Raw genomic sequence first — 16,585 nt, 5'->3', positions numbered from 1 at the left:
GCTATTCTTGTCATCCGCAATAGCGGGCCTGGCGCGCACAAGCGTCTCAGGCCTGAGCGCTCAGGAACCCCAGCTTCACCGAAATGCGGTCCGCCACCTCGATTACGACGCCGGCCAGCTCGCCCTCGCGCTCCGGCAGCCGGATGTCCGAGAGCGGCCCTGACAGGCTTAGGCCGGCCACGATCTTGCCGCTGCGTCCGCGGATGGGCGCGGCTATGCAAGCGCGCCCCCGCGCCAGCTCCTCCACTTCGACGGCATATCCGCGCCGCCTTACGGCGGCCAATTCCTCGAGCAGCGCCGCCCTGTCGGTCAGCGTATGCTCGGTGTAACCGATCAGCTCGATCTGCTTCATGTCGGATTCGGGCTCTTTGGCATGCGCCAGCAGCACCTTCCCGATTCCCGTGCAATAGAGCGGGTTGGTCCGGCCGAGCAGCGTATACATGCGCGGCGCGTGCCGGCTGTCCACATGCGCCAGATAGAACATGCTGCTCCCCTTGCGAACGGCCAGATTGGCGCCGAGTCCCAATCTGCCTTCCAGATCGTACAGCTCGGGCAGCGCCAGCTTGCGAATTTCGGAGTTGTTCAGCGCAATGCCGCCGAGCGTAATAATCTGATCGCCAAGCCGATACAAACCGCTGAGCTCGTCCTTTTCTACATAACCGAGCGTGACCATCGTAGTGAGCAGGCGGGAGACGTTGCTAGGCGTGAGGTTCATTATTTTGGCGACGTCGCCGGCGCGCAGCTCGGGACGCTCGTCGGTGAAGCAGGACAGGATGCCGAGCGCGCGAGTGACGCTCTGGGTAAGTGCGGGCGAAGCGGATTCGGATTTCGACATGTATACTCATCCTTCTCAAAAATATGGTATTGAATCCTTCTTTTTCGTATTATATAATCTATTTGCGCATTACGCAATTCAATATCAAATTTTCTTCTAGCTGAAGGAATACTGACGAGCGTAGCGAATTCAAAATGTAAGCGAATACATTCAGCAGGAGAAATGGAAGAGGAGGCATTGACGCGATGGACGGCAAGCAAAGGGAACAAAAAGCCATTCGCGGCGTCGTTCCGATTTTGGCGACCCCGTTTGGCGAAAACGGCGAAATCGACGAGGCCAGTCTGCGCGAACTGGTGCGTTTCGAGCTGAAGGCGGGCGTCGACGGACTGGCCTTGTTCGGCAACGCCAGCGAAATGTATACGCTGCTGGAGCGGGAGCGCGAGCGGATCGCGGAGATCGTCGTGGACGAAGTGAAGGGTCGGGTGCCCCTTGTCTTCGGCAGCGGCCATACCGGGCTGGAGGGGGCGGTACAACTGAGCAAATGGGCGGCGCGCGCAGGGGCGGACGCCTTAATGGTGCTGCCCCCTTATATGGTGAAGCCGGACGGACAACGGCTGGAGGCGTATTTTTCGGCTGTGGCGAAGGCGGTCGACCTGCCGATCATGCTGCAGGACGCACCGCTGGCAAGCGGGGTCGCTGTGCCGGTGCCGCTCATGGCGAAACTGGCGCGCGAGGTGGACAATATTACGAGCGTCAAGGTGGAGGCGCCGCCGACGACCGTCAAGATGACGGAGGTGCTGAAGCAAAGCGAAGGCAGACTAGAAGTTTTTGGCGGATTGAACGGCATCTACTATTACGAAGAATTGTGCCGCGGTGCAATCGGGACGATGCCGGCCTGTGAGTTTCCCGATCTGTGTGTGCAGATCCAGCAGAGCTTCGAGAAGGGCGATCGTCGGGCTGCGCGCGCGTTGTTCTACCGCTGTCTGCCGTTCATTCGCATCGGCACGATTGCGGGCTATGCGATGGCTGTGCACAAGGAAGTGCTCAAAGCGGGCGGCGTGATCGCATCGGCTTATGTGCGCAACCCGAACGCGCCGCTCGACGAGCCGTTGCTCCGGGAGGCGTTGGAGACGCTGGAAGACCTGGACCCGCTCGTGCTCAGATGGCGGAAGGCTACGGCCTAGAGGAGGAGATGATGAGCATGCTGCTGGCACAGCGCACGGCGCTGATTACAGGCGCGGGCGGCAGTCTGGGGGCGGCAATCGCAGAGCGTTTCGCGGCGGAGGGTTGTCGTCTGATCGTGGCGGATATTCGCGAGGAGGCAGCGCAAGAGACGGTGCGGCGGCTGCGAGATAGCGGTGCGCCAGCCGCCGCTGTGCGGATGGACGCGACCAATGAGGATGAGGTGCGGGAGGTGTTCGGCGACCTGGATTCGTTGGACATCCTGGTGAACAATGCCGGTCGTACGAAGGGCGGCATGATGGAGCAGATCGCCCTCGAGGAGTGGAATGAATTGTTGACGCTGAATCTGACGACGGTCTTCCTATGTACGAAGCATGCGCTGCCGCTGCTCAGACGCTCGGCGACGCCTGCGATTGTCAATATCGCCTCGATCAACGCGCTGCGCATGAACCCGGGGCTGCCGGCTTACGCCGCGGCCAAGAGCGGCGTCATTGCGCTGACCGAGCAAACGGTGCTTGAGGGGGCGAAGGATTGCATTCGCGCCAATTGCATCTCGCCCGGCTTGACGATCAGTCGCGAACGGCAAGCCGCGCGCGTCGGCGGCGAGGATACCGAGGCCGATCTTGACTGCTACCCGCTTGGGCGGCTAGGCGTACCGGAGGATGTGGCGAACGCGGCGCTATTCCTGGCCTCGGACATGTCCGCTTTTGTCAATGGCACCAATCTGATTGTCGATGGCGGCATGTCGGTGCAGGCGGTGAGCAGTCTGCTGCGCCCGTCGATGCGCCGGCGATGGAAACCGATTATCAAAGAGGAGGAATCAACGAATGAAAATTAAGCAGATGGATATTTACGTGGTGAAAATTCCGCCGACAAAGGCGGTGAATCCGAAGGGTGTTCGATTTTTGACGCGCGACTATGTCGTAAGCGACAGCAACCGCCGGTCCTGCGTCTATTCGGTCAATCTGGAATCCGTCTTCGTCAAGCTGACGACGGATGACGGTCTGAGCGGCTGGGGCGAGGTGCTGGCGCCGACGCATCCGGAGGTCGCGGCGACGCTGCTGGAGCGCCATCTTGGCCCGATGCTGATGGACCAGAACCCTTTGCAAAATCAAGTGCTGTGGGACCGCATGCTCGACACGCTGCGCGAGCGCGGCTATACCGGCGGTTATCTGGTCGATGCGCTGGCCGGCGTCGACATCGCGCTCTGGGATCTGAAGGGCAAGGCGCTTGGTCAGCCGGTCTATATGCTCTTGGGCGGTGCTTATCGGGACCGGCTTCGCTGCTATTGCTCCAGTATTCCCGGCGCCGATGTGTCCGAGCGGTTGGAGACGGTGGCGCGGCTGCGCGAGGAGGGCTTCGGGGCGGTCAAAATCCATACGTTCGGCCGCGGCAAGCACGATGACCTGGAGCTGCTGCGCAAGCTGCGCGAGACGTACGACGCGCGCGAGCTGGAGCTGATGTACGACGCCCACGGCAAGTCCACGCATACGGAGGCGTATACGCTCGGGCGGACGCTCGGCGAGCTGGATGCGCTGTTTTTCGAATCGCCGATTACGTTCGAGGATCGCGAGGGCCATCGCAAGCTGGCGGCTGCGGTCGATGTCGCGATCGCCGTCGGCGAGCCGCTGCGTACGATTTACGATTTCAAGTCATGGCTGGCGGTCGGGGCCGTCGAGGTTGTGCAGCCGGATATGGGCCGCAACGGCATAACGGAAATGATGCGGATCGCGCATCTGGCGGAGGCGCATCACGTGCCGTTCGCGCCGCATTTGAGCGCGCATCAGGCCGTGGGCCACGCGGCGACGGTGCACGTATCGGCGGCCGCCTCGAATTTCATGCTGTATGAATACCAGCCGAACGCGCTCAAGGCGTGCGCGTCCTACGCGCAGCCGGAATTTCGAATGGAAGGCGGCGAATTGACGCTCCCGACCTCGCCGGGGCTGGGCGTGACGATGGATGAGCAGGCGCTGGCGAAGGTGGTGACCGCGCACACGACGATTCGGGCCGGAGAACGGTGAAGAAGCGCCTGCCGTGAACGGCCGACAGCGGCACGATAACGAATCTGGAAAGGAGGGGAGCAAGATGGCGGAAGCGCCGTACCGGCTGCTCATCGTCGATGACGATCGGGAGGTTCGGGAAGGATTGGTGCAGATCGTGGACTGGGGACGCGTCGGATTCCGCGTCGCGGACGCGCTGGCCGACGGTCGAGAGGGGATCGCCTATCTCGACCGGCAGGAGGTCGAGGTCGTGTTGTCGGACATTCGGATGAATTTTGTCTCCGGTCTGGAGCTGGCCAAGCATGTGCACGAGCGCGCCCTGCCGGTCAAGGTGGTGCTGATCAGCGGTTATCAGGAGTTCGGTCTGGCCAAGGAGGCGCTGCGCTACGGCGTCAAGGACTACTTGCTCAAGCCGACCGACCTGGACGAGGTGTACGACGTATTCGCCGCGATTCGGCAGCAGCTCGACCAAGAGCGCTCGGAGGTCAGGCGACGGGCGAGAGACAAGCAGCGTTGGCAGCAGACAATGGATGATTTGAAGCTGTACTACCTCCCTCATGTGCTGCATGCCGCCCAATTGGAGAGCGAGGAGATCAGGCGGCAGTTCGAGACGATCGGGGTATCGCTTGATCCCGACAGTGCTTGTTGCAGCCGGATTGCAGTCGAATGGGACGGCCCTCAGCCGCCGGAGGCGGTGCTTCGCGCCTTGCAGCGGAGCGCTGCGGACGACGACGAATCGCTGACGCTGCTGCCATGCGGCGAGTTGACGCAGCCGCTGCGTCTGCTGGCCGTATCCGCCGGAAGTTCGCAGGCGCAGCTGGAGGCGGCGCTGCGCGATCGGATCGCGCACGCGACCTCCAAGCTGCAGGGCGTGTTTGGCCTGACCTTGCGTTCCCGACTCGAGGAGGCCCATGAATCGCTCGTTCATTATTTGCGTCGCCGGCAGGCGGAGCAGGCGGCCGATCGCGGCGAGCCGCAAGGCGCGGCGGATGAAGCGATAACAAGATGGGCGCGCGACAAGCGGCAATGGCTGGCGGATGTCGGCGCCGGTCATCTCGCTCCGGCGCGGCGCCTATTGCGAGATATAGCCGAATTCGATCAGACTGGGGCGTCGGCCTCGGCGCTTCGGTCCAAGCTGATCGAGCTGTTCGGCAGCGTGGAGGCGGTAGCCGAGGCGGATCGCATCAGCGACGGGCTGCTGCGGCTGTGCCGCTCGGAGGCGCCGGCCGAGCTGCTGGAGATCGGCCTCCAATTGCTCGATCAATTGGAGACTGCCGACGCCCCGGTAGAGAGCGCGGAGCGGGAGCGCAGTGTCATTACGCAGGTCAAGCGCTTCATTCAGGAGCGTGGCGGCGTGGACGTTTCGCTATCGGACGCTGCCGATCTGGTGTACCTGAGCCCGGTGTACCTGAGCCGCTTGTTCAAGCGGGAGACCGGGAGGAGCTTCTCCGACTATGTCACGGAGATTCGGCTGGAGCAGGCTGCCCGGCTGCTGCGCGAGACGAACTTGAAGATTTATGCGATCAGCGAACAGACGGGTTATCGGGACGTGCGGCATTTTTACAAGCTGTTCAAAAGCTATGCCGGATGCTCCCCGAGCGAGTACAGAGAGCGCCGCGCGCGGTAGCCTCAAGGCGTGGACGCGGACAAGGGGCAATGCGCATGGAGTCGAATACCTCGTTGTGGACCTATATTAAAAACTACAAATTCAACAGCTTGTTTTTCCGCAATTTTCTAATCGTGCTCTTCCTGCTCATGGTGCCGCTTGCCGTCGTGCACGCGCTGGTCTATTCCTTCAATCAGGCGGCGCTGCGCGAGGAGATCGGCCGCATCAGCGCGGGTGAATTGACCCGCATACGAGACAACATGGACATGATCCTCACCGAAGCCGAGAATCTCAGCATCCGAATCGGGTCCGACCCGGATGTAGAAGCGCTCGTCAAGGGCGAGATGTCCGGTTATCCGCTCCCCTACGCTTCAATTGCGCGCATCCGCAAGCTCCAGGACATGCTGCGCATTTCCATCCTGACCAACCCTTATGTCGAAGAAATCGAGCTGTACAATGAAACGACCAATCATCTGCTGAATATGACGAGCAGCGGCATGCTGGACAAGTATGCGCCGCCCTGGTGGGCGGCGGAATACAGGCAGGGCAAAGACGAGGCCAGGACATGGATCAGCACGGTCGAAATTCGGCGCGGCGAAGAGACGAGCCAATCGATTGTCCTGTACCGGCAGCTCGTCAACGAACAATCGCGCAGCGTGCTCGTCATCAGCATCGGAGCGGCTGAGCTGGAGCCGTTGCTGCGCGAGATGACGCCGGAGCAGCAGATCTACATCGTCGATCAGCAGCGCCGCATCCTGTATGCGCGCGACAACGGCCTGCTCCATGCGCCGCTGTCGCAGCTTGTGCCGGAGCCAAGCTTGACTGGTGGCGGTACGGACTCGCACATCATGCAGCTCGACGGCATCGACAGCGTCGTCACGATGGCGCCTTCGTCGCGGGGAGACTGGACCTACCTGTCGATTATTCCGCTGGAGCTGTACGAGTCCCGCCAAGACCGGCTGTACTCGTTTATTTTACTGCTCGTAACGGTCGGTATCGTGTCAAGTCTGGTCATCGCCTTCCTGATCTCGATTCGCACCTACCGGCCGATTCAATGGGTACTGTCGTTGCTCGATCAGGCGCATTCTCCGTTGCACAGCATGCTCGGCAAGCGCAGCAGTCAAGCGACCAACGAGCTGAAATATATTGCGACGGCAATCGGGGAATCGCTCGAAAAAAGCAAGCAATTGGAGGAGGAGCTTGGACGTCGTTACGAGCTGATGAGCCGAGCGCAATCGATTGCCCTGCAAGCGCAGATCAACCCGCACATGCTGTACAACACGTTGGAGGGTATCAATTGGAAGGTCATGCGGCTCACCGGCGGCAAAAACGAAGCGTCAATGATGCTCCATGCCTTGTCCAAGCTATTGCGGCTGAGCTTGGCGACAGGGGAGAACGTCATCCCGTTGCGCGACGAGCTGGAGCATGCCCGCCTCTATGTCGAGGTGCAGCAGCTGCATTTCAAAGAGGAGCTGGAGGTCATCTGGAAGATCAACGGGGCCATACAGGATCATCTCACCGTCAAATTGACGCTGCAGCCGATCATCGAGAATGCGATTCATCATGGCATTAGGCCGTCCGGACGGCAGGGCGTCATCACGATCACCGGCTATGAGGAGAGCCAATCGGTCGTCATCAAAATCAAGGACAACGGCGTCGGCATCCCGGCCGCGACAGCCGAGCGCATCAACGCCGAATTTCGACTGGAGCATATCCAGGAAGACACACAAATTGGCCTGCGCAACGTCAACCAGCGCCTGAAGCTCATCTTCGGCCCGGCCTACGGGCTGCGCATCTCCGGCGTCAAGGGCGAGGGCACGCTGGTGGAAATGCGTATGCCAAGGCGAAGCGAGTCTCGCCAATAAAAAGGCGAGACCAGCTTCGTTCCGCGAAAGCTAGGAGAGACCCGGAGATTGCGGGTCTCGCTATGGTTTCAAGGCGAAACGAAGCTCGCCACCCGTAGGAGCGGGCTCGGTTTCGTTCCGCGAAAGCTAGGAGAGACGAGATCCGAAGGGCGCACTAACGGCTCAATAAGCGTAAAAAGTGAGGCTACAAGAAATTTGTAAACGCATACATACAAAATGTGCAATTAGCCCTACCAAATGCTGCGAAACGATGGAGCACAAATATAAAGCGTTTTCATACCCGAACCATTTGTAGCTTACGCCGTATTTCACGCGTTCCCGATCGCGGCTATAGTGGAGGTATAGCGAATTTTTAAGCGGTTTCACCATAAAATCGACGCACTTCCAAGCAAAATCAAAGCCGATTTGTTCTGCGGCAGGCCGCGTCGTTTCACATCGCTTGGAAATACGAATGATCTTGAGAAAGGAGGAGGAGCAATGCAGGCTACGGGAAAGCTTCAATACTGGATTCGCCATCGCTGGCTGTACATTTTTTTGATTCCGGGACTGATCTATCTGCTCGTGTTCAAATATGTGCCAATGTTCGGCGTTGTCATCGCTTTCAAAGAACTCAACCTAATTCGCGGCATTTGGGGCAGCGACTGGATCGGCTTGGCCAATTTTACGACATTGTTCGATTCGCCGCATTTTTATCGCGTGCTGCGCAACTCGCTGCTGCTTAGCATTTACCAGATTGTCTGGGGCTTCCCGGCGCCGATCATCGTGGCCCTGATGTTGAACGAAGTCCGGCAGATGGCGTTCAAGCGCATTTCGCAGACCATTTTGTACTTGCCGCACTTTATTTCGTGGGTCGTGCTGGCGGGCATCCTGATCAATTTCCTATCGCCGAGCTCAGGGCTTGTCAATCATCTCATCACTTCGATGGGTTATGGTCCGGTCAGATTTTTGATGGAGCCGTCATACTTCCGCTCCATCATCGTCAGCGCCGAGATCTGGAAGGAGGTCGGCTGGGGCACTATCATCTATCTGGCGGCTATGACGGGCATCGACCCGACGCTCTACGAGTCGGCGACGATCGACGGGGCCTCGCGTTTGCAGCGCATCTGGTACATTACGATCCCCGGCATTGCGACGACAGTCGTCATCTTGCTGCTGCTGAAGCTGGGCAACATTCTGGACAACGGCTTCGAGCAAGTATTCCTGCTCTACAATCCGCTGACGTACGAGACGGCCGACATCTTCGAGACGTACACGTACCGGATCGGCCTGCAGGACGGACGATTATCGTATGCGACGGCAGTCGGCTTGTTCAAAAGCATTGTCGGCTTCGTGCTGATCGTCTCTGCCAATTATGCGGCGCGTAAAATCAGCGGCAAATCGATCTGGTAAAGGAGGAGAGCGGGCAAGTGAAATTTCGTAAATTTACGTTGTTCGACACCGCTAACAACGCGCTGATCGTTATGATCAGCCTGCTCATGCTTTATCCGTTCGTCAACGTATTTGTCGTATCAATCAGCTCATATTCAGCTTATATTGAAAATCCGCTGCGCATTTTTCCCAAGGACATCACCTTTGGAGCATATGCCCAAATTACGCGGCATCCAGTGCTCTGGTCCAGCTACCTCAATACGATTATCGTCACCATCAGCGGGGTAGCGCTCGGTATTTTTCTGTACATCGTCACTGCATACCCGCTTTCCAAATCATTTTTGAAAGGCCGCCGAATCATCATGCTGGCAATCGTGTTCACGATGCTGTTCAACGGCGGACTCATTCCGAACTATTACCTGATGCGAGAGCTCGGCTTGCTCAATTCGCTGCCTGCGCTTGTGCTGCCGATGCTGCTCAGCGGATTCAACTTGATCCTGATGAAGACCTTTATGGAGAACATTCCGGAAGAGCTGGAGGAGGCGGCGCGAATCGACGGCGCCTCGGATCCGTACATTTTATTTCGCATCGTCGTGCCGTTGTCGCTGCCGATTATCGCGACGTTGTGTCTGTTTACGGCGGTCGCCTACTGGAACAATTTCTTCAACGCCATTGTATACATCCGCGATGTCGACAAGTGGCCGCTCATGCTGTTTTTGCGTGAGATTATCGAAGGCGCCAAGCTGATCTCGATTTCCGGAGGAGGCGTGGAAAATGCTGCGGAGGCGGGCAATGTTCAAATTACTGCGGAGACGTTGCAATATGCGACCCTGATGATTGTCACGCTTCCGATTCTATGCGTATACCCATTTTTACAGCGCTTTTTCGTTAAGGGCATTATGCTCGGCTCGGTCAAGGGGTAGCGACCGGCCGTACGCCTGAAAATAAATTAGGGGGTTAAGTACATGATTGAAAAAGGACGGCGCACAGCAGGAATCGGTCTGGTTGCGGGGATGCTGGTCTTGTCGGCATGCTCCGGCGGGAACAATGGGAATGACAAGGTTGGCGATACCGGCGGCGCTGAAGCAAATGCTGCCGCAAACGCCGGAGCGAATGGAAGCGAGCAGGTCAGCATCAAAATCATGGCCAACTTTTCGGCGGCCGATATGGCGGCTTCTGAAAAACCGATTTTTGACCGTCTTGAGGAGGAATTGAACGTCAAGCTCGAATTTATTGTCCCTCCTGCAACCGGTTACAAGGAGCAACTCCAACTTTCCCTCGTGTCCGGCGATTACGCCGATCTCGTCTTCTTCCCGTCCGAGACCGACGAATCGTTCATTAATGCCGTCAATGACGGCGTGCTTGTTCCAATCAACGAATACCTGGATGAATTGCCGAATATTCAGGCGCACACGTACGACATCTCATGGGAGGCACTAGAGACGAAACGCGACGGGGACATCTACGGCGTGCCGCGCACCTCGGTTGCACGCAACGACGGCTTCATCGTCCGCGAGGACTGGCTGGACAACGTTGGCATCGAGGTGCCGGAAAACCGAGAAGTAACAATCGATCAATTTACGGATATATTGCGTAAATTTACCTTTGACGATCCCGACGGCAACGGCAAGGACGATACGTACGGCTTTGGCGCATTCTTGAACGGCTCCAAGCTCATCGACCCGATTCTCTCTTCGCAATTCGGAAATCTCGGCTGGCAGAAATCTGACGGCGGCGAATTTGATTTTATGACGCCGATGTACGACCGGACTTCGGACGTCTATAAGGAGGTGCTTGCTTATACGCAAATGGCATTTAAGGAAGGACTGGTCGACCCGGACTCGGCGGTCATTGATCGTAATACGTCAATCGATCGTTTCAAGCGTGGTATCTCCGGTGTACGCTATGAATTTGCGGGCAATGCTTACGGCGCCGAGAAGGGCGGCAAGGAACTGAATCCGGAAACCGAAATTTCGTACCTGTTCATCCAGGATCGGGAGGGCGAGCTAAAGGGCGTCTCATACGGTACCGGCACCTGGGGCGTGTGGGGCGTGACGGCGGCGGCCGAGCATCCGCAGCGCACGCTGGAGGTGCTCGATTGGCTGCTGTCGGACGAAGGTTGGGATATGATCAAATTTGGAGTAGAGGGCCAGCATTTCAACATGGAAGACGGCCAGCGCGTCTATATCGACGACGTGGAGTCGCCGTGGCGCAAGAACATCGTGCGCCGCGCCAACGACGGCGATTTCTTTATCTCGCCAAGCCATCCGAGCGAGGAGCGGGAGAAGATGAGAAAGTGGGTGGACCGCTCCATCGAAACGGTCGAATTCTCGCTTGATCAAGGATTCATTCCGCCCGCGTCCAAAGAACCGAGCTTTCAGGACTTCAAGCTGATCTGGGACGAAACGATTACCAAAATCATGATCGGCGAGCTGCCGGTGGACGCGTTCGACGATCTGCTCGACCAATGGTACGCGAAGGGCGGTCAGGCTTACGTCGAGCAAATGAACGAATATATTGCCGGCACCCAGTAATCCGGTTCGTTAGCAGGACCTCATACGGTTCTGGCGACAAGGGGACGAGGCCCGCGGCAGCATAGCGGGCCGTCCAAAAAAGCCGAAATGTAAGCGGTTAAAATTGAAGGAGGGAAATTGATGCGCAAGCTGCTTGTCATACTGATGGTGATTGGTCTGGCGCTGCCGGTTCTCGCGGGAACGACAGCTGTTGCAGAAGAAGAGGAGCAATACAAGCATTTCTTTATTACGCCCAATACCTTCAAATCGTTCGGCTCGTGGACGCTCACCGGCGACTATGTCACCGGCCGCTCGACCGGCTCCACAATCGATGAAGCCGACGGAAGCGGCGGCGAGCCGGCTATCGCCGAGGTCAACATTACCGAGCCCGGGCAGTATCGAGTCTGGGTGCGCGATCGCGATTACGCGACGAATCAGCCGGGGACGCGCACATTCCACGTCGCCGTGGACGGCGTGATGGCGGCCGAGCAATTCGGCGATCACGGTCAGGAGGGCTTCCGCTGGTCCGAGGTTGGCGTGTACAATCTGAGCGCCGGCGTACACGAGCTGGCGCTGCACGACACGTCGGGCTTCTACGCCCGCAGCGAAGGCTTCTTCCTGAGCAATGATCTGGACCTGGTGCCGCCGGAGGATCGCGAGGAGCTGATCGCGATCGCGCCGCCGTACAGTCCGTTCGACGACCTGCCGCCGGCCGACTTCCCGGCATGGGCGACAGCCGATCCGACACCGGAGCGCACCGATACGATCGAGAACGACTTGGTGCGCGTGGTGTTCTACGAGGGCGAGGGCAGCGAAGGCCAGCTCGTACAGAATGAAATCTACATCAAGGACGGCGGCGTCTGGGTTAAAGTCAAGGCGAAGACCGAGGAGCTTGGCTTCCTGATGATGGCCGCACTGGACAGCGAGTACGTAGGAGAGAAGGAACAATTCACACAGGTCAGACAGACGGCGCTTGTGAACGGCCAGCCACTGTCGACAGTGGTGGACAATTATTTCAAAACTGGCGTGCCGGTATGGTTCATTCCGTCAGGCTATACCAAGACGGGGCCGAGCACGGTCGAGCTGACGTTTCCGAGCAATGACATGGCAGAGCTGGCTGTAACTATCGAGCTGGAATCCGGACGGGACGAGCCGAAGGTCACGCTGCAGGCGGATTTCGCCGAAGCGGGCGCGTACTCGTTCATGCTCTACAGCGGCGACAGCGTCGCCAAGGAAGCGTTCGATACCGTGACCGCGCCGCTGCTGTACGTCAAGAAGGCGGTCCCGATCGACGCGTACATGATCCCGGAGAGCTATCTGTTCACCCCGATGGCGACGCTGCACTACGGCGCGGACAGCGGCCGTCTGACAGGCCGGGAGCTGACCTCCGGCGTGGCGCTGGACCCGGAGAGCGTGCCGCAGGGCTATAGCTATCCCGATACCTCCGCCTTCGGGCTCGTGCTGCGCGACCAGCAGGGGGGTGTGCGTCCGCAACTGATTGCGCCGATGCCGGGCACCTCGCACAGCCTGTTTGGCGAAGGGGACAGCTACGAAGTGTCGTACCGCATCGTGAATCGCATCGCGTCCTGGTACGATACGCTGACGCATGTCTCGGAGGGGCTGTACAATTTTTCGGATCTTCGAACCAATTATTTCCATTCCCTTAATGAAGCGATCTACAATGCGACGGACTTGATGCTGGACGACGACTACGGCGGCTGGGATCCAGTCAATATGGCGCACTACAACATGGAGGAGCGCGATCTGACGACCAATGCCAATGCGATGACGGCCGTGCAGCGCTATCTGCTGACCGAGAACGAGGACATCCTCGACGAGCGCGCCGTGCCGACGCTGGCTTATCTGCTGAGCCGGCAGCGCTATCACTTCAAGATCACCGATACGCCCGGCGGCGGCAACTATGTCGGTAATCCGCCATCGCCGATGGGCGCGCCGGTGGAGAATTACACGGCCAGCGTATACGGCGGACTGTACGAGATGACGCAAGGCCGGATGCCGTTCCTGATGGATCAGGCGGTACGCTCCGCGAAGCAGACGGCCAATCTGGGGGGCGTTACCGATCAGGCCGCGCTGTACAAGTATACGAACGACGCGGAATATCTTAACGAGGTTAAGCGACTTGCGGACTTGTATCTGGCGAATTATCCAAATGCAGAACCCAATCGCGAATCCCGCTTCGTCAGCGGCTTCATCTACGGCGATTATATCCCGATGGTGACGACGTTCCTGGCCGCCTATGAGGCGACAGGCGAGCAGAAATACCTCGATGCTGCGGAGGAATGCGCGCGTCTGCTCGCCACCGGCGTATGGACGACGGGCTATCACAACGGCTACGATACGGCGCCGTATACGATCGATCCCGTGGAGACGGCGGCCCGTCCGCTCGTCGCCGACCGCTTCACCTTCTGGTGGCACGGCGATCAGCAGTGGCGGCTGGGCAATCCCGACGGCGAGGCCAAGTCGCCGCAGGAGGCGGGACCGCCGCTGCAGGAGGAGACGGTGCCGGGCTGGCTGATCGCCAAGGCCGGTATGGGAACGGAGCATCCGCGGACACCCGGCCACGGCAACGTCATCACGATGAACAACTGGGCGGGCATGCTCGTCAAGCTGGCCGAATATACCGGCGACGACTATTTCGAGACGATGGCGCGCAATGCCATGATCGGCCGCTTCGGCAACTATCCGGGCTATTATCAGGATCGGGCGATCGTGCATCAGATGCGGGACGATTACCCGTATGTTGGACCGGACTTTACGTCGATCTACTGGCATCATATTCCGGTGTTCATCTCCATGCTGGAGGACTTCCTGATCAACAGCGCGTGGGCCAAGTCGGAGCAGCATATCGCATTCCCGTCGCTCTACCAATCGGGATACGCGTATTTCGCTTCGAATCAATTCGGTCATGCGCCGGGGCAATTCTATGATGAATCGGACATGTGGCTGTGGCTCGACCGCGGCATCGTAGAGCCGGACACCCCAGAGGTGGACTACATCGCCGCGCGCAAGGACGGCGTGCTCGGGCTGGCGCTGATGAACGAGGGCAACGCGCCAATCACGACGACAGTCGCGCTCGGCGACAAAGTACCGGGCGGTGCCAGCTACAGCGGGACGGCGGACGTCTACGCCGCGGACGGCACTGTGTCGACCGTCGCGGTGTCCGGCGGCGAATTCATCGTCACGATCCCGGCCAAGGGCATCCGCTCGGTCGTGCTGGACGTGCCGGGTCTGGAAGCGCCGGCCTATGCACGGGAGAACGTTGTCTATTCCAACAACCTGCGCAATACGGTGACCGAGCATACGCGCGGCAAGGGGCACGTCATTCAACTGACGCCGGACAGCTACTATGCGTATGTCTACATCGCGGACGACAACGAGACGACGTCCAAGCTGGAGATCGAGTACGAGATCGACGGCGAGACGTTTACTCAGGAAAAATCCGGATATCCGTACGAGTTTTTGATCAAGGTCGACGATCCGAGCGAAGCGTTCACATACAGCCTGACGGCTACGAAGGTCGGCGGCGCGACGGAGGCGCTCGGAGGCGGCACGCTCGAGCCGAATGACTTCGTCGATGCCGGCTTGTCGCTGGACGATGAGGAAGCGGCGAGCTTCGAGCCGTTTGACATTACGGTGACGACGACCGGCATGAGTCCGTCGGAGCAGGTGATTCGGTTCGTCGTGCCGCTGGCGGACTTCCCGTTCGAGGTGAGCGAGGACTCGCTGATCGGCCTGCGCATCGCGGGCACGCTGACGCACAAGACAACCGGCGAACAGCTCGAGCTGGACAGCGTGATTAGACGCAACGAGATTCGCGCATCGGCCGGTACGACGGTGCTGGTCATCTATCCGACCGACGATGCGCCGCTGGAGAACTACATCGATTACTACCGCGACATGACGATCTATCCGGCGGAGCTGCCTGAGACATTCGATCCAGTCGAGCTCGGCGTCTCGGTAGCGGGCATGAACAGCTCTGAAGGCGTGATTCGATTCGTGGTTCCGCTGCCGGGCTTCCCGTTCGCGGTGGCGGAGAATACGTTGCGCGGTCTGCGGATTACCGGTACGCTGACGCACAAGACCGACGGCTCGGTGCTGAATCTGGATTCCCATCTCGTGCGCAACGAGGTGCGGCCAAATGGAACGACGGTATTGGTCATCTATCCGACGGCGGGGGTGCCGCTGCGGGATTACCGCGACTATACCATCACGGTGCAGGTGCATCCGCCGGACGGGTCGGGGGAAGAGCCGCAGGCGCCGGAGGTGACGGCGGAGATCGCATACAGCGAGACGGAACCGACCGCCGATGCAGTGACGGCGTCGCTCGTCACGAGCGCGCCGGTGACGGTGACGAACAACGACGGCGCGGACAGCCGTAGCTTCCTGTATAACGGCAGCTTCACCTTCGAGTATGTCGACGAGGCGGGCCGGTCCGGCTCGGCGACGGCCGAGGTGAACAATATCACGGCAGCCAGCACGGGCGCTCCGGCGAAGGCTACGCTCAGCCACGACAACGGACATGATACCGGACTGCTGGACGGCAGCTACACGGTACGCGCCGATCTGTGGTGGGGCAACAATGCGCGCGAGTATCGGCTGTACGAGAACGGCGAGCTGATCGACAGCCGCGTCCTGGCGGATGCGGCTCCGTCGGCACAATCGGTAGAGACGGAGATCGAAGGACGGCCGAACGGCACATACGAATACGTGGCCGAGCTCGTCAACGCGCACGGTACGACGACGACCGATCCGATTACGGTGACAGTCGAGGATGCCGCGCCGGGTTCGTTCTCCCTGACGCATACGAACTGGCTGGGCGGCGCCGATTACGAGATTGTAATGAACCTGTGGTGGGGGACGAACGGCTCGGAGTACCGGCTGTACGAGAACGAGGAGCTGATCGACAGCCAGGCGCTGATCGAGTCGACGCCGCAGGCGCAGACCGTCGTCACGCAGGTATACGGCAGAGCGCCGGGCTCGTACGTCTATCGCGCCGAGCTGAGCAACGATGCGGGCACGACCGTGAGCGAATCGATCACGGTGGAGGTGACGGAATAATAACAAATGGGAATAGTGCGCAGAATAATAAGCGTAAAATGTGAGGCTACAGAGCGAAAAAAGCCAGATGCCTGAAATAAGGGTAAATTCCGAGGTTACAAGTTAAGTGAAAGAGCGGGACAAGGCGTAATCCAATGCAAGTTGGACTACGCCTTGTCTTTGTTGCTGTAATGGTTGTACCGGCTGTGGCAACGCTT

The 16,585-nt window shown here is 59.2% G+C and carries 10 protein-coding genes; 9 read left to right on the top strand and 1 reads right to left on the bottom strand.

Annotated elements, in window-relative coordinates; genetic code table 11:
* Positions 1–46: 46 nt before the first annotated feature.
* Positions 47–835, bottom strand: a complete 789-nt coding sequence (locus tag IDH44_RS07920) for an IclR family transcriptional regulator (RefSeq protein WP_190916427.1) — start codon at positions 833–835, stop codon at positions 47–49.
* Positions 836–1,020: 185 nt separating this feature from the next.
* Here IDH44_RS07920 and IDH44_RS07915 point away from each other — a divergent pair, with 185 nt between their 5' ends.
* From IDH44_RS07915 to IDH44_RS07875, 9 genes are all read left to right on the top strand, one after another.
* On the top strand, positions 1,021–1,959 hold the full coding sequence (locus IDH44_RS07915; protein WP_190916425.1) for a dihydrodipicolinate synthase family protein: 939 nt from the start codon (positions 1,021–1,023) through the stop codon (positions 1,957–1,959).
* A 17-nt stretch (positions 1,960–1,976) separates the two neighbouring features.
* Positions 1,977–2,795 (top strand): SDR family NAD(P)-dependent oxidoreductase, encoded by an 819-nt coding sequence (locus tag IDH44_RS07910; protein ID WP_190916423.1) that lies wholly within the window; start codon positions 1,977–1,979, stop codon positions 2,793–2,795.
* Positions 2,785–3,978 (top strand): mandelate racemase/muconate lactonizing enzyme family protein, encoded by a 1,194-nt coding sequence (locus tag IDH44_RS07905; RefSeq protein WP_190916421.1) that lies wholly within the window; start codon positions 2,785–2,787, stop codon positions 3,976–3,978. The genes IDH44_RS07910 and IDH44_RS07905 overlap by 11 nt, the downstream gene beginning before the upstream one ends.
* A gap of 64 nt (positions 3,979–4,042) precedes the next feature.
* A complete protein-coding gene (locus IDH44_RS07900; RefSeq protein WP_190916419.1) occupies positions 4,043–5,584 on the top strand; it encodes a helix-turn-helix domain-containing protein in 1,542 nt (513 codons plus the stop codon).
* A gap of 35 nt (positions 5,585–5,619) precedes the next feature.
* The gene (locus IDH44_RS07895; RefSeq protein WP_190916417.1) at positions 5,620–7,428 is read left to right on the top strand and encodes a cache domain-containing sensor histidine kinase; all 1,809 of its coding nucleotides are present in this window, start codon (positions 5,620–5,622) and stop codon (positions 7,426–7,428) included.
* Positions 7,429–7,905: 477 nt separating this feature from the next.
* Positions 7,906–8,817 (top strand): ABC transporter permease, encoded by a 912-nt coding sequence (locus tag IDH44_RS07890; protein ID WP_190916415.1) that lies wholly within the window; start codon positions 7,906–7,908, stop codon positions 8,815–8,817.
* A 17-nt stretch (positions 8,818–8,834) separates the two neighbouring features.
* Positions 8,835–9,719 carry a carbohydrate ABC transporter permease gene (locus IDH44_RS07885; RefSeq protein WP_317890135.1) on the top strand — a complete coding sequence of 295 codons (885 nt, stop codon included), beginning with the start codon at positions 8,835–8,837 and terminating at the stop codon, positions 9,717–9,719.
* 42 nt (positions 9,720–9,761) lie between these two features.
* The gene (locus IDH44_RS07880; protein WP_190916413.1) at positions 9,762–11,330 is read left to right on the top strand and encodes an extracellular solute-binding protein; all 1,569 of its coding nucleotides are present in this window, start codon (positions 9,762–9,764) and stop codon (positions 11,328–11,330) included.
* 120 nt (positions 11,331–11,450) lie between these two features.
* Entirely contained in the window at positions 11,451–16,388 is a 4,938-nt protein-coding gene (locus IDH44_RS07875) for a hypothetical protein (protein WP_190916411.1), read from the top strand.
* Positions 16,389–16,585 lie beyond the last annotated feature (197 nt).

It is taken from the genome of Paenibacillus sabuli (assembly GCF_014705605.1).
Classification (GTDB): domain Bacteria; phylum Bacillota; class Bacilli; order Paenibacillales; family Paenibacillaceae; genus Paenibacillus_D; species Paenibacillus_D sabuli.
The sequence above is the reverse complement of the archived record's forward strand: the minus strand, read 5'-3'. Positions and strand labels throughout refer to the sequence as shown.